This window comes from Paenibacillus ihumii (assembly GCF_001403875.1).
Lineage (GTDB): Bacteria > Bacillota > Bacilli > Paenibacillales > Paenibacillaceae > Fontibacillus > Fontibacillus ihumii.
On sequence record NZ_LN884297.1, the window covers coordinates 245,537 to 264,635 of the forward strand.

At 53.0% G+C, this 19,099-nt stretch carries 14 protein-coding genes; 1 reads left to right on the forward strand and 13 read right to left on the reverse strand.

The window, feature by feature from the left end:
* Positions 1-52: 52 nt before the first annotated feature.
* From BN2762_RS03870 to BN2762_RS03880, 3 genes are all read right to left on the reverse strand, one after another.
* Complete coding sequence (locus BN2762_RS03870) at positions 53-391, reverse strand: cupin domain-containing protein (RefSeq protein WP_055105715.1); 339 nt, start codon at positions 389-391, stop codon at positions 53-55.
* 612 nt (positions 392-1,003) lie between these two features.
* Entirely contained in the window at positions 1,004-1,468 is a 465-nt protein-coding gene (locus tag BN2762_RS03875; protein WP_055105716.1) for a V4R domain-containing protein, read from the reverse strand.
* 1,061 nt (positions 1,469-2,529) lie between these two features.
* Positions 2,530-3,066 (reverse strand): nitroreductase family protein, encoded by a 537-nt coding sequence (locus tag BN2762_RS03880; protein WP_316246760.1) that lies wholly within the window; start codon positions 3,064-3,066, stop codon positions 2,530-2,532.
* A 155-nt stretch (positions 3,067-3,221) separates the two neighbouring features.
* On the opposite strand from BN2762_RS03880, the gene BN2762_RS03885 reads away from it, so the two are divergent.
* Positions 3,222-3,542 carry an iron-sulfur cluster biosynthesis family protein gene (locus BN2762_RS03885; protein WP_230202412.1) on the forward strand — a complete coding sequence of 107 codons (321 nt, stop codon included), beginning with the start codon at positions 3,222-3,224 and terminating at the stop codon, positions 3,540-3,542.
* A 440-nt stretch (positions 3,543-3,982) separates the two neighbouring features.
* On the opposite strand, the gene BN2762_RS03890 is transcribed toward BN2762_RS03885, so the two are convergent.
* The 10 genes from BN2762_RS03890 to BN2762_RS03935 form a co-directional block, all read right to left on the reverse strand.
* Entirely contained in the window at positions 3,983-4,333 is a 351-nt protein-coding gene (locus tag BN2762_RS03890) for a DUF488 domain-containing protein (RefSeq protein ID WP_055105960.1), read from the reverse strand.
* A 250-nt stretch (positions 4,334-4,583) separates the two neighbouring features.
* Positions 4,584-5,048 (reverse strand): Dps family protein, encoded by a 465-nt coding sequence (locus tag BN2762_RS03895; protein ID WP_055105717.1) that lies wholly within the window; start codon positions 5,046-5,048, stop codon positions 4,584-4,586.
* A gap of 226 nt (positions 5,049-5,274) precedes the next feature.
* Positions 5,275-5,664, reverse strand: a complete 390-nt coding sequence (locus BN2762_RS03900) for a DivIVA domain-containing protein (protein WP_055105718.1) — start codon at positions 5,662-5,664, stop codon at positions 5,275-5,277.
* 82 nt (positions 5,665-5,746) lie between these two features.
* Positions 5,747-8,149, reverse strand: coding sequence for a glycoside hydrolase family 88/105 protein (locus BN2762_RS03905; protein WP_055105719.1), 2,403 nt, complete (start codon positions 8,147-8,149; stop codon positions 5,747-5,749).
* On the reverse strand, positions 8,124-9,338 hold the full coding sequence (locus tag BN2762_RS03910; protein ID WP_230202426.1) for a hypothetical protein: 1,215 nt from the start codon (positions 9,336-9,338) through the stop codon (positions 8,124-8,126). The genes BN2762_RS03905 and BN2762_RS03910 overlap by 26 nt, the downstream gene beginning before the upstream one ends.
* 230 nt (positions 9,339-9,568) lie before the next feature.
* Positions 9,569-10,378, reverse strand: a complete 810-nt coding sequence (locus BN2762_RS03915; protein ID WP_055105720.1) for a polysaccharide deacetylase family protein — start codon at positions 10,376-10,378, stop codon at positions 9,569-9,571.
* Positions 10,379-10,601: 223 nt separating this feature from the next.
* Entirely contained in the window at positions 10,602-11,309 is a 708-nt protein-coding gene (locus BN2762_RS03920; protein WP_083484750.1) for a DUF1961 family protein, read from the reverse strand.
* On the reverse strand, positions 11,306-14,341 hold the full coding sequence (locus BN2762_RS03925) for an exo-rhamnogalacturonan lyase family protein (protein WP_230202413.1): 3,036 nt from the start codon (positions 14,339-14,341) through the stop codon (positions 11,306-11,308). Before BN2762_RS03925 ends, BN2762_RS03920 begins: the two co-directional genes overlap by 4 nt.
* A gap of 329 nt (positions 14,342-14,670) precedes the next feature.
* Complete coding sequence (locus BN2762_RS03930) at positions 14,671-16,929, reverse strand: helix-turn-helix domain-containing protein (RefSeq protein ID WP_230202414.1); 2,259 nt, start codon at positions 16,927-16,929, stop codon at positions 14,671-14,673.
* Positions 16,930-17,419: 490 nt separating this feature from the next.
* Positions 17,420-19,018 (reverse strand): extracellular solute-binding protein, encoded by a 1,599-nt coding sequence (locus BN2762_RS03935; protein ID WP_055105722.1) that lies wholly within the window; start codon positions 19,016-19,018, stop codon positions 17,420-17,422.
* Between the last annotated feature and the right edge of the window lie 81 nt (positions 19,019-19,099).

Here is a 19,099-nt window from a genome sequence, read left to right on the forward strand (position 1 = left end):
ACCAAAAAGATGTTCAAAGGAAAAGATGGGCAAAGGGCAAATTGGGAACTCTCTAAACGTTCTTGGCGTAGTTTTCGCCGGGGATCTTCGTCAATACAACGTACAGGCTGGAGTTCGTCTCACCGCCGCGATACGAGAAATCCTCGTACCCGGTAATATGCAGGATGTCTCCCTGGGTCACGGCCGAGGCCTGCCCGCTGCAGATCACTTGGCCAGCACCTTCCAGGACTAGTATATACACATTTGCACCAGGGTGTTTATGTGTCGGCAGCTCCGCACCCGGAGCAAAGTTCAATATGAAAATAACGTTGTCCTCTTCCTTGAACACAATGCGCTTGGTAAATTTGTTCTCCTGATATTCCTGATACTGGCTAAGCTGACGCTTCTCCATCGCGATCATCCTCCTTATGATATTGAAGCTGTATTAAACGTTGCTTGACGCTGCCGTTGAGGCCGCATGTTGAGGCTGCCTGCTACGCTGCCTGCTATGCTGCCTGCTATGCTGCCTGCTATGCTGCCTGCTACGCTGCCTGCTACGCTGCCTGCTATACTGCCCGCTATGCTGCCTGCTATGCTGCCTGTTTACACTAAAATGTTGTACAGTAAAAAGGCATGCACTAAAGCTGTGTCGTACACATAAATGGAATTCATGTATTTAATTATCCTCTAAACGAATGTTACGAGGGATTAGATGGATTTCATGCACCTAAATTCAAGAATCCAGCCCATGATCGCCATCTCCCTTTTTCTAATAACATGAAATCCATTTAAATCTGCTTTCCCTTTCTTGCCGCCGAAACTAACTACCATGAATCCATTTATATAAAATGAACTATTAACATGAATGCAGGGCAAGTACGTAAAATGTTCCTACTACACCATCTATTAACGCCATCTGTTGACGCTACCTGTAACGCTACCTGTAGCGATTCCTGTAGCGATTCCTGCTACGCTCCCACACGATTACCCGCATCACTACCCTTAACGCTGCCTGTATCAAACACTAGAGCCGCACCTCATACTCGCAGCAGTCGTCCCCATTTACATTGCACTTGATTTCCCTGACGAACACTCTTTTGTTCATTATTTTGCTAAGCGCTCCCTCCATAATGGCGCCTTCCAGGTCGCAAACCAGATTCCCTTCGCTCTCCGGCAATCCCACGCAAAAACAATCATGTACCGCAATATGAAGCTTATGGTCTTCATCAAGAACAATTTGTGGATCGCCTACCTTCAATTCGCGGAATAAATCAAGCAGCTCTTGCACGGATTGTACGGGCAGGCTTTCACCGATTTTACGGCCAACCGTCAATGTCGTTCCCTTCCCTTTCATCGGAAGACCTTGATACATGCCGATAAGACGAATAGCTCTATAAAGTTCGATCGGCACCGTGTGTCCCAATTTTGTCCTTGAAATTTTCTGCATATCATCAAAAGAAAATTCCTGCAAAGTATTTGCTTCTCTCATACAAGCACCTCGTTTCTTCATTTGCACCGGCCCTACTCTTATTGTATGGGATTGTTTTATGAAGATTGTGATTTTCGTCACAAATAGATAAATAAACAGACTACTGCTGTTTTCAAATACTAAAGAAGCTATGGACACCGGCTTCTCTTTCTATAGCCTATCTGGATTCCATAACCGATACTGTAGACTGTGACTAATAACCGGAACTAATATCCGTAAACAGTAAATGATTAACACTGATTACTGCTAACTGATAACTATGACTGATGACTGCTGACTGCTAACCAATGACTGAACAGGAAATGAATATCCAATACTAATATCCGGGGGAACAAGTAACTGATAGCTGCAACCAATTCTGGCAACTGATAAACCGATGACTAATAACCGGCAACTTCTATCTGGAAACCGTGGCTGATTAACTATCGCCTCTACCTGATAACTCTAACTGAAAACTCTACCTAATAACTCTAACTATAACTCTAACTGTAACGTACGTAAGCCAATAGCTGATTAACTGATTACAAAGCCAATTCTGACCAATGACCATAACCGGTAAAATATCGCTGTCTGATATTCGAATTGAACTTTGTACGCCGTGCTTCTTGTGCACCGGATGCGGATCGAGGCATGCTTGGATAACTGTCGACCAACTCTGTATCCTGCACCCGATTAAGTAAGGTTTAGTTGGGTTTCGTGTACTTATTTTTAGTGTAATGGAGCGGCATAGAGAGTTAGATGGATTTCATGTATTTAAAACATTCCAGCCCCATTTTCCGGTGTAAAACCCCTGAATTAATAACACAAAATCCAGTTATATTGCAGGCTCTGCACCATATCCATATTTTAATTACCGAAAATCCATTTATCCTGTTACCTTGCTATATTGCCTAATTGTAAATTGCTAAATTGAACGGAAATAACAATCCATCTATCTTGCTAAATTGGACGGAAATCCAATATCTAAAAAAACAAGCTTCTCATGCATCATCTGTCATGAAAAGCTTGCTGCAAGCGAATCGCGGTTTTGCTTCGTGATTATTTTATTCTAGTACCTTCACTTACTGAGAGCCGAAGCTGTTCAAATGAAACACCGTATCCTGGCTGTACATTTCTTTCGGCGGCGGATCTATGGCAGAATAGCCCAGACCCAGAATGGCAACGACACGAAGCTTTGCAGGAATGTCTAATAACTCGCGGACATAATTTTCCCGCTGAGAAGATTCGCTATGATCCTCAGAATGGTACACCGCTCCCCAAGCTGCTCCAAGTCCGAGCGATGTCGCGGCCAGCCAGAGATATCCTCCAGCGATGGAGGCGTCCTGCAGCCAATATTTGCTCAGCTCCTCATTGCCTATAATCACTATCCCTGCCGCAGCCTGCTCCAGCCATTGCATATAAGGTGTCGTCTTGCTCAATTGCGCTAGAAGCGGCTTATTCGTGATCACGATAAATTCCCTCGAAGGCAGATTATTTCCGGTAGGAGATAGATACAAAGCCATAGTAAGCTTGTTCAAATCCGTGTCCGAAATGGGGGTCTCTTTAAAGGATGTAATCTCTCTCCGCTTCTGTATTGCCGCCAATACGTCCATGTTCATTTTAGTCACCATCCAATCCCAGTTTTGTTATATTGATCGATAAAACCAATCTGCTTACTATTATATAACTAATTATTGGAAATTTGATCGAACAAAAAATAATACCTATAATGAAATATAGGTATTCATCAACATGAATGGAAGGTGCTCTAATCATGATCAAATTGGAAGTCTCACCGCTGGCCGCCCGCAGAATTCAGGAAAAATTGGGTGAACAGTCCGGCGTTATCAAACTGTATTACGATACGGAAGGCTGCGGCTGCGATGGTATCAACACACTGCTGATTCAAAACAGACAAGGGGAATTTGACATTCCGCTTGATGCCGGGGACTTGTCCTTTGTCGTTGATCGTCAGCATCAGATTTTCTATGAAGATCTGCTGTGGCTTGATGCCGAGGAGAACTATCCTACCTTCAAATTGAGCAGCAAATCCTCCACGTACAGTTCGAACGTACAGCTTCGAGATTTACGGTAGACCGTCTCCACTAGGCTGAAACGACTTCTCTAACTTGGCCAAACTACTGCTGTTGATGTGGCCCAAACGGCCTAACAATGACCTGCCGAAACCACACTGCTAACTTAGCCGCAACAACTGACGCTGACCTGCCGAAACCACACTGCTAACTTAGCCGCAACAACTGACGCTGACCTGCCGAGACGACTACTGCTAACTTAGCCGCAACAACTGACGCTGACCTGCCGAAACCACTACTGCTAACTTAGCCGTAACGACTGACGCTGACCTGCCGAAACCACTGCTGCTAACTTAGACTCAACGACTGACGCTGGCCGCCGAAACCACTACTGCTAACCTAGACTCAACGACTGACGCTGGCCGCCGAAACCACTACTGCTAACCTAGACTCAACGACTGTCGATGACTGGCCTAAGCGGCTGCTTATCGTTATTTACGCGTTATTGCCCCTCGAGAACCTCCTTCAGAACAAGGGCGTGGTTATGCTTCTGATCCTTCGCTGCATACAGCAGCGTGACGGTATCCGTTTCGCTCCAGGCACGCAATTGCGCAAGATGCGTTTGAACCTCGTCCTGAGCCAGCTCCTGCGCGTAGAGCTGTGAAAATTCAGCAAAACGCTCCGGCTTATGTCCGAACCACTGCCTTAGCCCGGTGCTCGGAGCGACCTCCTTCATCCATAAGGACAGGCAGGCTTCGTCTTTGGCTACGCCGCGCGGCCATATTCGGTCCACCAGGATGCGCTTGCCATCTTCGCTGGCAGGTCTCTCATAGATTCTTTTGATTCTTATCACGGCTTCTTCCCCTCCGTTTATTGCTCCGTTACCTCGTAAGAATCCCGTATGGAATTTTATGCAATAAATGTTATCCGTAAGAAAAGCACCCATAGATCCAATACCTGGACAACAGCCCCCGGTCACTAACAGTTTCTCTTGCGACATAAAGATGCGGAGGCTCCAAGCTTACAATTTCTAATATCCTAAAAGAAACCTGTCCGGCTAGGAGCGATCCTAATCGAACAGGTTCCATGGGCATGTCTGTAATTTATTTGCCCAAATAGGCGTTCAGCATCCAGTTGTGCTTCTCCAAGGAAGACAGCACACCCAGCAGCAGGTCACTCGTCGCTTCGTCCTCGGCTTGCTCCGCAGCCGCCATTCCGCGCTTCAGTTCTCCGATGATCACCTCGAAGTCCGCCACTATGGCCGCCACCATCTCTTCGGCTGATGTCTTGCCTCCCGCCTCGGAAATCGTCGCCTTGGCCAGAGCTTCCTTAAGGGTGCTGATCGGTTCACCGCCAATGGCCAGCAGCCGCTCCGCAATTTCATCCACATAGCCGGCTGCTTCATTATATAGCTCCTCGAATTTCTCATGCAGCGTAAAGAAATGCGGACCCTTCACATACCAGTGAAAATGATGCAGCTTCGTGTACAGCACGGTCCAGTTCGCGATTTGCAGGTTCAGCTCCTGATGCAGAGCTTGCTCGGTTTGAGTTTGCACTTGGTTTGTCATTCATTATTCCTCCATTCAACAAATCGATAATAAGGTTCAAGTGTCTTCGTTTTAATTATTTTAAATTTAGACTAGATCTAAATCTTAAATATATATTACCATGTTTCCACGCTTCATGCAATGAATAATGCATGAACATCCTATGAAGGGATGGCCTTATTGAATTTTGCGCGAAACGAAGGTTTTTTATGCAAAAAAGACCGGCGCTCACGCACCAGTCCCCGATTTATACATCAAATTCCTTGCGGATATGCAATTTGAATTGCTCCAGACTGCGTTCCATTTGCCGGATGCCTTCCTCTACCAGCTGGCGATCGATAACGCTGCCGGACTCGGACTTTACCTTACGGATGGACCATGCTTTCTTCTCCTCTTCCAGATAAGCCTGACGGCGCTGAAGCTCCTTGTATTTATCCAGCAGATCTGTGATGATATCGTAGAATCTCTCATAGTCCACGATAATGTCATCCAGGAAACGGTCCACTTCCTCTTTCTCGTATCCGCGCATTTTCACGTCAAAATCCTTCTCATGAATAGTCAGGGCGTCCAGCTTGATGCCGAGCTGCTTGAATAAGCCTTTCTGGTCCTCCAGCTTGCGCGTATATTCGTCTTGCATAATGATCCCTCCACACCTAAGGCTTGAGCATATGTAAATGAATAGCCATTAAATATGGTACCATATTTGCAAGCAATTATCATTATATCTGCAGGCCGGACTCCAGCCTGAGAATCTCGATTCCCGCAAGCAGCACAATGCCGATGCCATGTGTATCATTAAGCTGCCAATCCAGCTCCTCTTTATAATACAGCTTATTGAAGGAGTACCCCGAGCCCCGGCATACACCATATACATTGCCCAGCTTATCGATGCATGCCGCAGTCAGCCCTTCCCAGCCCCTGACCGCCGCCTCCAGGTACAAATCCGGTTCCTCAAGCCAGCCATTCCTGATCCCGTGAACGAAAGCATATATGAACATGGCTGTGCACGAAGCCTCGGCATAAGACTCAGGGTCTGTCAGCACCTGGTGCCACATCCCGCTGCCGCCCTGCAGCCTGCGGTAGCCTTCGCTTAACTCGCAATAGAACCGCAGCAGGTCTGGCCTGAGCCTATGGTTCCCCGGCATGATCGTCAGCAGCTCAGTCAGCGAGAAGATGACCCATCCGTTCCCCCGGCCCCAGGGCACGCCGTTCGGCTTGCCGAATTTACCGTCGAATACATGATGCATTATTCCCAGCTCGGGAATGAACAGGCGCTCTTTATAGCTAATAAACTGGGAGGCAGCATCATTCAGATAACGCTCGTCTCCCGTAAGCTCATAATACCTGCAAAGAAAAGGAACGCTCATGTACAAATCATCGCACCACATCGTATCCTTCATAAAATCAACTGTACCGCGCGTCCGGTAGAAGGCCCCGTCAGGGAGGCGGTCCTGCACATCTGTAATGTAGCGGGCAATATGCGCCGCAGCGCTCTCCGCCCCCCGTATTGGCCGCAGCTTGTTCGCCGCCAGCATCGCGGCCCCGAAGGAGCCGCAGTCATCCAAAGAATCGATCAAGCTCAGCTGATGATTGATGCCTGGCGCGCCGTAGTGCTCAAGATCCCACTGGGCATAATCATGCCACTTGCTGCACTGCTCGATATGCTCCGCGGCATACTCGGTGTATTGAGGTGCCGACAGAGCGGCTCCCGTACTGAGCAGCCCGTACAGCGTAACCCCCAAGGGATAATTCCATCTGCCATACAGCGTGCTTTCCAGATAAGGCCGGACCCAGCATCCCGGCCGGTCCACCCGCCAATAGGTGGCCTCCGGGCCCTGTCCGAACAGCCGGTCCATCGCCGGAATCTCCTCGACCCGTGGCGCAGCTGCTGCAGAGAACGCACCAAGATACAGCCAGCTATCCCCCATGCCTTCCACGGGATACGGCTGTACAAAGCGGAAGACGGCCTCCGGCGATGACGGGGAGACGGCTTGAGGCTCCGTGAACTTGAAGCCCCAGCACTCGCTCCCGCGTTCGCTCCTGCAGACCGACTCTACGATAATATCATACCGCCCGAACCCGACGTCCGGTACCCGGATATCCATGCTTCCGTTCTCTCCCGCACCTTGAAAAACGGGCCGGCCATCAAAGTACACGATGATCTCTCCCGAAAAGACTCCCTCCAGCCGCAGATCGGCCCGCAGGCTGCCGCGCAGCTCCAGCTTGCCCCAGGCGAAGGCCTTTGCTCCCGGCTCCCCGCCGAACAAGCGGCGGAAGCATCCGCTGTCAAGCTCCTCAGGTGTCCACTCGACCCGCGGATGCCATGCAGTCCACGGATTCAAGCAGTTCTCAGCCGGAGGGCCATCGCGATCCAGCTGGATTGAATCATAAGCTCCAGGATGATGGGATCGGGACGAGGATCGAGCACGGCAAGGCTCAGCCTTGTCTCCTGAGGCGGAACCATCCGTACCCAAGTCATCCGTGTCATGGCCTAATTTTAAGCCAGCACTGTCCCCCCCTGCCCAACCGTCATCACGGTTTTGGCCGATCCAGCCCGGGAGAATGCGCCAACGTGCCTGCTGCGGCTCGCTATAGACCCAACCTTCGCTCCCGCGGCCTTCACTCGTAGGATTCAGGAAGTGCATGGGCGCACCCTTGACACTGCCCGTACCGAAAATCCCCCCGCAGCCTGTGCCAACGGCAACAAACTCCAGAACGATATCGTTCCGGCCCTTCCTCGTTGCGGCGCGAAAAAACGCTCTTCTGTCCGGGAATACGTCATCATTCAAATTCGATTGAAAGGCCAGGCTTCCATTGATATAAATTTTAACCGGACTGTAGCAGCTGACCGCGAACGGCGTCTCGCCGTCCTTTTCGGCCCACAGCATCCCCCAAACATAGACGAACTGCCCCTCAGACAGCCCCGGCCACCGCTCCGCCAAATTCATATCATAGCGGCAATCCTCCAAGCGGGGAAAGCCATGGCGGGAATGGATCCGGTAGACGGGAGGCTCGGGCGGATTCGAGCCGATGTAGCGGCTCGCTATAGCAGCGAGCACCCGTCTAGTCTGTCTCGCGGTATGCCTGGAAATCGAATCATGCGCCGGAAAATAGGTTTGCATCAGCCTCTCCTCCCGGATACAAGGTAGAATTATACAAGCGCTTGGGCTGGGGCAGCGGCACGCCGGACGGCGGAGCGGACAAATCTGCAGCCTCGCCAGAGTAGACGACCGCCAGCTCGTCATCATAAATAACGACTTGCTCGGTTCCAACGCCGAGCAGATCGCCATGGACGGCGTAGCCCTCATGCCGGAACTCCGCCACAATATTCAGGTGGCCGTCATACAGCGCCGGGTATACGCCGCCTCCGCGGCGATAAGCGAGGATATAGTCCGGGGCCCCGGCGCGCCAGCTGCTCAGCGTTTCGGCGATAGTAAGCCAGCCGCTTGTCGTCCGCTCCTCCTTCCACAGCTCCTTGCCTTCGCAATCGACCAGGAATAGCGCGTCCTTGCCCTTCTGTCCTTTTCCATCGTCCTCGCGGATCATCCGGTCCAGCCCGGCGATCTGCAGCCCCGGCAGCTCGGGGCGGAATCTGCCCAGCGCGATATGCTGCGATTCGATCGAGCCCTCATATCTCCACCGCTCACGCCCCTCCCTGTCATACATCACGGTGACGCTGCCGCCGATGACCAGCTCGGTCGCACCATCGCCGTCCACGTCCCCGACCCATATGCAGTCGGCGTGATCCTCCAGATCGCGGCAGCTCCACAGCACACGTCCGCGATGATCGAGGAGGTCGTAGCCGGCCATCACCTCATCGTAGCCATCACCGTTCAGATCGCTCGCCCACGGATAATGCCCGATATTGCCTTCATGTGACCACAGCAGTTCAAATTTGCGGTTCAAAGCCCACATCCGGTGATAGCGATCCTTGAGAATGATGTCTGAAGCATGCTCTCCGCCCGACAAATTGGCGATGATGATGCAGTCATGGGCATGCGGATCCGGCAAGTCATGCACCTCCTTGATCCGGCCAGTCGCCCCGTCCAGGATATGGAACCGGTCATTCATGACGCACAGCACTTCCAGGCAGCCGTCGCCGTCAATGTCATAAATTTGCGCCGGATAATCGGAGCCCTGGCTTCCCGCCCCCAGGCTCGGCTTGCCCTGCTGCCACAGCATTCGGCCGCTGAGATCATAAGCCGTAAGACACTGCACCTGGTGGGGGATATAACGCACATCCTGGCGGTCATCCGGCTGGACGAGCAGCAGCTCGGCGCGCCCATCTCCGTTCAGATCACCGAGCAGCATTTTGCATCTCGGTCCAGAGGCGCTGATGTCAATATCCGCCAAACGAAAAGGCCCCCCGGTATGCAGTACATGCTGTGCCTGCTGTCCCTGTTCTAAGTCCAGGCTGTTTGCGTTGTTTCTTCCAGTCTCAGCGCCCAGCTTCCCTGTCGTACGTTCTGAATGCTTCATGTCCTCTCTCCTTTTCTTCTTCGCCCGCTTATTCTTTTACGCTGATACGCCTTGAAGCGGAATCAGGCCAAATTTAACCGGCTCCCGCCGGGAACCTCAACGATGCTGCCCTCTACATCAAGCCAGATCGGCGCTGCACCCGGGTTATATACGAAATCTCTGGCCGCTGAGAATTTCAGCCATCTGCACGTCTGCATGTAATCCGCGATTTCAATGTTCGTTGCATACCAAATATCTTCATGCCCGCCTGCCGTTTCACAGAACCGCTCAATCAGCTCCCAATTTCCGTCATGATCGAATTCATAGCTGTGGCCCCAGACGTACATTAAATAAAGATATTGGCGCTTATGCAGCCCGACAAAGGTCTCAGCGTGCTCCAGCAGACGGTCGTTATGATGGCAGGTGGCCCGCCATTCCAGCCAATCCTCCGGCAGCCCGAAGCCGCCGTGCGTCTGCACTGTCCGCGCATATTCAATCCCGAGATGCGGCAGCAGCTCTTTGATCTCCCTGCTGTAGGAGCCGTTGGGATAAGACATTCCCCGTACGGGCACGCGGAATAGGCGCTCCAGATTTTTGCGGTCCTCCAGCACCTCCTCCACAACGGCTTCTATCGGGCAGCGGGCCAGAGTCGGATGCCGGACCGTATGCACGGATACCTCATGTCCTTCGTACAAAGCGACCGCTTCTTCCGCAGTCAGACGATCTTCTCCTCCCAGCAGCCCGGAATTGATATGGAACGTCCCCCGAATCCCGTAACGGTTAAAAATCCCGACCAGTCGCTCATCAGCTCTCCGTCCGTCGTCATAGCTCATCGTGAGCGCCTTGTGCTTTCCCTGGGGATAGCAGAAATAAATATTAGGCTGCTTCTTCATACAGTGCTCCCCCTCCTTTTATGGCTCTAATGGTACCGTTATTTGTTGGTTTTCGCCGGCTGCGGTGCTGGCTGTGTGGCTCTTCGACTCCTTGGACACATTAGCTGTGCTGTTGTGGCTCGGATATTCGTTTCGCTTTTTGATGATCGTTCCGGTTTGTTTTACTAATGAAAAGGGCAAGCTGAACCCTCGCCTTGTGGCTGCGTTGACTGTGTTCACTCCGTTAATTCGATGGATGAGGCCCGTATACGGCAAGCTCCGCATACTCGGCAATGAGCGGAGCCATCTGCCGGAAGCCCAGCTTCCCTCCAGCAAGCGGCGGGCCGCAGGATACGCCGTCATCCTCCCAGGACAGCACCTGCAAATCGTTGATGGCAAACGTAATTGTTGGCCCTCGCTTCAGCACGAGCATGTTGTAATAATCTGCCGAATCAGGAACGCCAGGCAGTGGATCCGCTCCTTGGGCTACGAGATGAAAACCGTAGCTTTTTCGCAAATGGCAGGTATGAAACTGCCGCTCCTCAGCCCACATCCGGCGAAAATAGGAAATGTGAAAGGCGTCCATCATCCCGTGGTGATACTGTTCGTACTCACCGGTACGCCTCGGGAGAGACGGGTCGAATAAATCCTTCCCTCCCGCTCCTCTGGCGCTAAAAAAAAGAATTGCCAGCCCAGGCTCCCGGATTGGACGGAAACGCCAGGAAATCGCCACATTAGCCGGAAGCTCCTCCGGGCACCAAAATACGAGGTTGGCCTTCTGCCCCTCCGCCGCGCTGCGGATACTCTCCAGGCGCATCCAGCCCCGCGGAAAGGACACCGCCCCAGCCCCCTCCATCTTAAAGCCTGCCACGTCCGCAGGAGATTGCAGCGGGTTGGCATACAGGCAGTTCCACTCCTGCGGGATCAGGCTGCTTCTCGCCCTCTGGCTCAACGTACCTCCTCCCCTTTCTGCTGCATGAACTCATGAAATGATCCAGGCAATTCAGCCGGAATCAACTCCAGGCTTATGATCGTATTGATCGACCACTGCGAAGCTTCGTTCGTATTGATCCAATCGATCTCCAGCAGTTCATCGACATAGATGACCCGTACAGCCTCTTCCTGCAGGTTCACGCGCGCGAAGCTGTTGCCGAGCAGAATCGACCAGCACTTCTCGGCCACCTCGGTACTTCGGCGGTAATAAGCACCGTAAGCCGCGATCGCTACACTGAGCACCGGGTGCTCGAACCTCAGCCTTTGGCTGCCGATAGCGCCCCCTGTCAGCGCCTGTTTCTCCTCATCCGGCAAATTATAGAAGACGCCGAATTCCGCCAGCATTTCCTCCCACTCGGGATCCTCAAGCATCCCCGCCAGTTCGAACCAGACCTGCGGACCGCCCATGCATATCGCCAGATGCCTTCCCCAGTTGTCATCGCCCATGCCTGCCAGCATCCCTGTCTTGGGATCATATCCATAGGTAGGGCCGGACAGCAGCCGGAAATTAGCAGCCTTGATGCAGCTGATTCCAGTGACGATTTTATCCCGGTAGGCTGTATCCTCGAAGCGCTCCCAGCGAGTCATCCAGTTGGAGGTGAACGCAGCCCAGTCGGGACCGACCCGGATATGCGTCGGATGCTCATCCTTCGGAAAATACGCCCTCATCGGATCCAGCGTAACGGTGGAATAATCGGCATCCTTCACCTCGTCGAGTATGTCCCCGACCCGCTCATCGGCGGTCAGGTAATAGTAGTACCGATGGAGACCTGCCATCGCGATCCGCGCCTCCTTGCAGCCGCAGCCCCAGTGCATGACGTTGTGCCTTGATCCGAGCCCCGCATATTCGCCGAAATGATAGATGTCCACCTCGCTCGTATGCCGGGTCATTGCCTCGGCCATGCGGAACACATCCGCCCGCCCGGAGCGAAGGAACATCAGCCAAAGCCACATATTCGGCGCAAGCTCGGTATTCTGCCAGGCGCACCCGCCCAAATCGTAATTCCACACATGGCGAACGGGATCATAGCTGTGCATGAAATCGCCGTAATCCCAGAAGCCGTACCATCTCCGCTGCTCGCTCTCCGACAGGTAGAAGGCGATTATGCCATCCAGCTGATCCTCCAAATACGCTCTCTCAGGCGTGCTTCGATCAGGCAGGCTCCAGATGCCGAAAGCGCCGGCTTCATGGTAGTATGCCGGATCGCAGACAAGCCGTGCAGATGCAGCAGCCTCCTCCGCCATGTGCTTCAGCAGCCCGGATTCCGGCGTCTCCCCGGTGCACCATAGCAATAGTTCGCTCGTATTCGCGATTCCGTAAGGCGTAGCCCGCAGCTCCTCGGCCCCTTCATAGGACGACTCCACATGCGTTCTCGTATCGTAATGCCGCAGATCCATCGCCCCTGCATCGGGCGACCAGAACCAAACGGTGAAATCGGCTTCGTCCCCGGCCGCTCCACGAATCTCCATGCCGGAAGGCGACTTCTGCCAGAAATCCTTCAGTCCTGCGGCAAGTCCGCCGCCCTCGCCTCCGATATAACCGAGCCCGCCGGCCCTTTTTCCTTCGGCTGCCTTAACCCAGCTGCAACCGTCTTGCGTCCGCTTCGAAATCCGGTAATGCTCGGAGCAGTCCTGCACCAGCTTGAAGCTGCCCCATGTCGCCGAATCATCCAGCAAGCCTAGAAAATATTCATCTCCATCAGGATCGAGCTCCACGCTCCTTCCTTCGGTCTGCGCCTCGTACAGCTCGCGGTAACGCCCCTTTGTCCGCCGCGTATGAAGGGACTTGGGCGACTCGCTGAACAAGCCGCAGTCCCCGGCGAACCGGACATGGCGATTGTAAAGAGGCCCACGAAGCGGCACCATAAACAAAACGCCCAGTCCCTTGATATAATCCTCGTGCGGATTGCCGTCATAATAGAAGGTATGCATGAGGCGTATCGATGATAGTCCGGCGTAGAAATACAAACGAATCGTGTACGGGAGCCATTGCCTGGCTCCCCCCGATCCGGAGCGATGCCGGCCGTCCAGCCTTACGACCGCGCGAACAGGTCCCCGCTGCTCCACCTTGGCCCGCAGCGTGCTGCCCGTAAACTTCTCCTCCTTCCAGATGCGTGTTCCGGATACCGTGCTGGCCTCCTCCCGGATGCATACCAGTTCTCCGCCGCTGCATACTTCAGCGCCTCCCCGCATGATGCTGCGGATAATCCCTCTCCCCTGCTTGTTGATCGTGCAGGTCATAATTCCTGTATCGACAACGAAGGCATCTTCAGTTTCCGTTACCGTTATCTGAGCTGCTGCTTCGTTCTCCTCCCCCGGCGGAAAAGCGACCGAGGCGTGGGCCGTCCATTTTACACTCCCGTCCGGCCAGTAGGCCGCTGCCCAGCTCTGCAGAGGCAGCCTGCTATGATTGCCGGTGCCGTTAGCCTCTTCATGCTCTTTGCTGTCTGTTGCTTCACTAGCGCAGTTGGTGCTTTTTGTGCTATATGTACAGTTTGTACGGTTAGTCTGGTTAATTTGGTTAATGTGGTTAGTGTGGTTAGTGCCATTTGTTCGATTTGTGCAGCTTGTATTCATGGCAAAGCTGAAGCCAGAATTGACAGCGTTTATATAACTGGCTATGCTTCCATTCAGAGCAGGACCCAGCGTAGTATTCAGTGAAGCGTCCAGTGAAGTATCGAGTGCAGGAGCCTGTTCAGGAGCCTGTTCAGGAGCCTGTGCAGCATCCTGTACAGGATCTAGCGCAGCGTTTTTAGCGTTTTCAGCACTTTCAGCACTTTCAGCACTTTCAACACTTTCAACACTTTCAGCACTTTCAGCAATTCCAACACTTCCAGTACTTTCAGGAATTTCACCGATTCGAACAAGACTAAGCCCGGGCAGCTCATCTCGGCTCAGTACGCCTTTTGCCCAGGGAACGCCCCAGGTTACTCCGACAGGGAGCGGTGATTCATTCAACCACCGTAATCCGATCGATGTCCGTCCAGCCATAGACCACCATCTCCTTCTTCTCTAGGTACCCCCATTGTAGGCAGGGGGACATTTGCCGGCAATGAGACTTTCTTGCTGGCGCAAGACGGCCGTGCTGCTGGCTATGTCCTCCTTCTTCCCGCTGGTTTGGACTTTATTGCAGACTTAAGATTATTTCGCAAAATTTTGGGAGCCGGGTACCCGCCAAGCCTTTCCTCCGCCAGGATCAGCAAAACAAAAAGCAGCGAGTTTTAATCGCTGCTTTCGTACAGTCGCTGCTTTCATACCATCGAACATTTCTCTCCAGTCGATTTAAAAATCAGACTCCAATGCGTAAATCCTTATGTCACTCATTGGCTCAGCTCGCGATAATGCGTTGGCGTCATCCCTTCCATTTTCTTGAAAATGCGATTGAAATAGCTATGCTGGTATCCCACCTGTTCAGCAACCTCGCTGATCCGCAGCTTGGTCTCGCGCAGCAGCTCCTTAGCTTTATCCATGCGCAGCTCCGTTAAATAATCGATAAAATTATTCCCGGTCACCTGCTTGAACGATTTGCTCAAGAAGAAGGTATTGGTGCCGATCTCGTCCGCGCAGCTATCCAGAGATACATCGCGCATATAATTTTGCTGCAGATAAATCATCGCCTGCTCGATCATCAATTTCACTTCAGCGTTGGAGCGCTGGGAGAGCTCCTTCAAATATGGGGCAACCACCTTCTCTTTGAACCAAATCAGCATAAGCTCCGGTTCGCGGATTTGCGACAGCGCCTCGTACAAATTCACGCCCATGAACAGCCGCTTCGGATCGATCCCCGATTGCATGATGGCATGCTGTACATGACCGAGCAGATGCAGCATGCCCTGCTGCACATCGATCGCCTTCGCCCCTTTAGCCCTGAGCGCCTCCAGAAACTCGGTCAGAAGGCGGTACGCCTCCTCCTCCTGGCCAGTGCGCATCGCCTGTGTCAGCTCCCGTTCCAGGGTGAAGGAATACGTTGGCTCGGCCTCGTCGCTTCCCTCCTGCTCCAGCCGCTCCAGGTCGATAATCTGGTTCTCGTTGCTGAAGGGGCGGTAGCTGGCCGCCTGCTTCACCTCTTCGAATGCAAGCGGGATATCGGATATGCTGGACACGGGGGCGCTGAAGGCCACCGTTACCCTCATTTTCAAAATAACGTTGATCGTCCGCGTCAGCTCCTCGCTGAAACTATGTACCTCAGCATCCGCCGAGCCGTCCTCCGGCAGAACAAGCAGGATCCCCGCCGTCAAATCGTGAAAGTGGATCGTATCCGCTTGGCTGAAGCGCTGCATGGCCAGTTCGCCGATGATATTAGCAGCCGCATAGGATACGAGCCCTTCATCGCCGCTCCTGAATTTTCCCTCCACGCTCGTGATTCCCAGCAGTTGGACGTAAATTACGATAAAATGCCTGTTCTCAACCTCCCACCGAAACCGTTCCATCCGGCGGCGCAGGTCCTGTTCGGAATAAGCGTACAAATGCCCCTGCAGGAGCTGATTCAGGAAGCTCTCCTTGACGTGGGGAAGCTGTTCCGCCAGCTTGCGCTGCAGATCATGGCTCCTCCAGTGCAGATTCTGCCACTGCTGCTCGATTAGGGCGAATTCGTCCTCCCTGCCCTCCGCTCTGATGTCATCCGACAGCAGCGTCTTGAACAGCCGCCTGATCGGCGAATACATCCTCCTCGATGCGATCCAGGATAGAATTGCCGCCAGCAGCAATGCGCTGAAGCTGACGATCAGGATCAGCTTGGAAATGAACAGAACCGGCGAAGTTATACTCGTGATCGGCGAGGCGGATACATAGGTCCACTCGGTGGCAATCCGTGAGAATTCCCCATACGTGACCGTATACGTCGCCCCGTCCCACTCGAAGAAGAAGGATGACCTCTGAGCAGGCCCCCGTTCTTGGATCCTAGAGCGCAGCTCGGTAACGAATGGCGAATTCGAGCTGCTGCCGCCCGCAGAAGCGAACAAATCGCCTGTGTTCTGCACCAGAAACGTCTCCCCCGCGTTGTACGGGGTCATCGTCTTCAGCATATTCGCCACCTTCTGGGGATCCATCCGGATGAGCAGCGCCCCGAAGGGCTCCTGGCTTCCGCCCGGAATATGATGCACCAGCGTGAGCTCTTTCGCTTCGGGCCTGTTCGGGTCGAAGGCCCATTCCGTCCAATAGGTGCTTCGATTCGCCGCCATCAGCTTGTCATATAATCCGGATACCACAGCAGAATGGATTTCACCATACTCCGGGTTGAACAGCAGAGGCATCGGCTCCTGCCCTGCCAAATAGAGCTCCACCTGCTTCACCATCGTATTCGAGCCCTGCATTACAACCAGCGTCTTCGTAATGTCGCGTGCCCGTTCGAAATCCCGCTTGAAATCCAGCCCGTTCAGGCTGTAGTCGAATTGGGGGTCAAATGCCCAGTGCGACAGCATCAGCTCCATATTGGACAGCTGCTCATCGATGTTCCGGGCACGCTGTTCGATTTGCTGATGATGCATCTGCAATAGCTCGCTCTCCAGACGCCCGCCAACCAGCCCATAAACGATGATCCCGGTAATGATGCCGGGAATCGCTGAGACGACCAGCATCATGATCAGATTATTGCGGTAATACTTCCCTTTACAGCCAGTGGGCCCAACCGCTCGCGACCACCAATTTGCCAAAATTCCCGTCTTCATCTCCTCACCAACCGAATCAAGGTATATACAAAATGTAAACGCATTCATGCCGAATTACAAGTCTGCTTACATAAAATGGGGCAATCGGCTTACCGCTTCCCGAGCAAAGAAGCTGCACGCGCAAAATCCATCATATGATTTCACGCGGCAGCTAAAATCGCCTCACGGCTTGGGGTTCTACATTTGAGGTTCTACGCTTGAAGGTGCTGCATTTGAAAGTTTTACGCTTGATGATTCTGCACTTTAAAGCTCTGCACTTGATGGTTCTACGCGCTTAGTGTTCTTCGTTTGATGTTCTATGCTTTGATGTTCTATGCTTTGGTGTTCTATGCTCGGAGCTCTACACTTGATAGTCCTACGCTCGGAGTTGTGCGCTCAGGGTTCTGCGCTCGGAGTTCTCGGCTTACTGCTTCACTTTACTGTACAGGTCGTTCATTTCTTGAACCAAATCATCGCCGCCCGTCTTCTTCCATACGTCAAACGCAGACTTTAGACCTGCTTCATCGATCTGTCCGACGATGAATTTGATGCGCGCATCGTTGATGATGTTGTCGAGCTGCTGGCCCTTTTGCGAATAAACGGTAGAAATGAACGCCTCGGCTGGATTCGTTACGATAAATTCCTCGTTGGCCTTTTGCACCTCGGTCTGCTTAATGCGAAGCGGCGTCTGCTTGACCTTCTTGGCGCGGTCCTCGGGAATGAAGCCGAGCATTTGATTCAAGCCCTCTACCTCAGATTCCAGCTTCACGGTATCCTTGATCGGTTCGACGAACTCGCCAGCCAAATTGTAGTGTACGCCCTCAAGGCCGAAATTAAGCAGCGTCTGCATCTCCGGTTCGTTCAATTGATCCAGGAAGCCGAGAACCCGCATCAGCTCCTCCTCGGTCTTCACGGAGGATTTAGGGATGGCTAATATGCCCGAGAAACCGGAGGTCGGCAGAGTACGCAGCTGCCCATCAGCTCCCTTTACGCCGCCGATAACGTCAATATAATGGCGATCCGGCTCATCCTTCCCTTCCTTGGCGAGGGCGGCATGGATCTTGTCGTCGATCCGGGCGCCGACGTCGACGACGTCGACGATGACGCCGGCCTTGTTGTTGACGATCGGATCAACCCATTTCGCGCTGTCCATGACGGCAAAATCCGAGTTGATCAGTTTCTCGTCATATAATTTTTTCATAAATTTAAGCGCTTCCACATATTCCGGATATTCATGCTCCGGCACCAGCTTTCCATCCTCGATGCCCCATTTATTCGGCGCGCCGAACCACAGCTTGATCGTATCAAAGCCGCTGGCCCACTGCCCCGTCCATTTTACGAGCACCATGCCGTAGGTATCGTCCTGCCCATTCTGGTCGGGATCCTGCTCCTTGAACGCCTTCAGCATATTGTAGAAATCATCAACGGTCTGCGGCGCTTCCAGGCCGACGTTATCCAGCCAGTCCTTGCGGAAGGCAACGCCATTGCGCCCCAGCACCCGTCCCCGGTAGATGCCATAATTCTTGCCTTCAATCGACGAGTTCTCCATGATGACGGGATTAGCGCCGCTCAGGTTCGGAAAATGCTGCAAATAAGGGCCGACCTCCCAGAATGCGCCCGACTTGGCTGCACTGACAAAGCTTGGCGCCTTCACGTCCCCGACATAAATGATGTGGGGCAGCTTGCCTGAAGCCAGGGTGATATTGAACTTATCCGCATAAGAGGCGTTAGGCACCCACTCGAAGTGAATGTTGCTGTTCGTTCTTTTCTCGATTTCCTCCACGACCGGGCCATCATCCTTCGGATAATTCGTCTTGAATATCGGCAGCATAATCGTCAGGTCAAGCGGGGCCTGTTCGCCCTGCCCCTTTCCCTCATTTCCGCTGTCCGCGCCGGTCGAAGCGGGCTCGGCCGCCGATCCGCCGGAATTGCCGCCGCAGCCGGCAACCGCCGCCATCATGGCCGCGATCAGCCATACGGATAACCAGCGCTTCATGGCTCCCCTACTCTTTTTCCTGTTCATTCCCTTATAACCTCCCTTATGAGTTTCGCAAGCTTCATGCATGATATATGGTAAAATCATCAGGCTCCTTAAATGAAAGAG

What these genes read in the sequence shown, in the direction of transcription:
- BN2762_RS03870 (WP_055105715.1), bottom strand. Translation starts at nt 391, where the DNA reads ATGGAGAAGCGTCAGCTTAGCCAGTATCAGGAATATCAGGAGAACAAA.
- BN2762_RS03875 (WP_055105716.1), bottom strand. Translation starts at nt 1,468, where the DNA reads ATGAGAGAAGCAAATACTTTGCAGGAATTTTCTTTTGATGATATGCAG.
- BN2762_RS03880 (WP_316246760.1), bottom strand. Translation starts at nt 3,066, where the DNA reads ATGAACATGGACGTATTGGCGGCAATACAGAAGCGGAGAGAGATTACA.
- BN2762_RS03935 (WP_055105722.1), bottom strand. Translation starts at nt 19,018, where the DNA reads ATGAACAGGAAAAAGAGTAGGGGAGCCATGAAGCGCTGGTTATCCGTA.
- BN2762_RS03910 (WP_230202426.1), bottom strand. Translation starts at nt 9,338, where the DNA reads ATGCTGCTCGGTGATCTGAACGGAGATGGGCGCGCCGAGCTGCTGCTC.
- BN2762_RS03900 (WP_055105718.1), bottom strand. Translation starts at nt 5,664, where the DNA reads ATGCAAGACGAATATACGCGCAAGCTGGAGGACCAGAAAGGCTTATTC.
- BN2762_RS03885 (WP_230202412.1), top strand. Translation starts at nt 3,222, where the DNA reads ATGATCAAATTGGAAGTCTCACCGCTGGCCGCCCGCAGAATTCAGGAA.
- BN2762_RS03930 (WP_230202414.1), bottom strand. Translation starts at nt 16,929, where the DNA reads ATGATGCTGGTCGTCTCAGCGATTCCCGGCATCATTACCGGGATCATC.
- BN2762_RS03915 (WP_055105720.1), bottom strand. Translation starts at nt 10,378, where the DNA reads ATGAAGAAGCAGCCTAATATTTATTTCTGCTATCCCCAGGGAAAGCAC.
- BN2762_RS03905 (WP_055105719.1), bottom strand. Translation starts at nt 8,149, where the DNA reads ATGCAAACCTATTTTCCGGCGCATGATTCGATTTCCAGGCATACCGCG.
- BN2762_RS03895 (WP_055105717.1), bottom strand. Translation starts at nt 5,048, where the DNA reads ATGACAAACCAAGTGCAAACTCAAACCGAGCAAGCTCTGCATCAGGAG.
- BN2762_RS03925 (WP_230202413.1), bottom strand. Translation starts at nt 14,341, where the DNA reads ATGGCTGGACGGACATCGATCGGATTACGGTGGTTGAATGAATCACCG.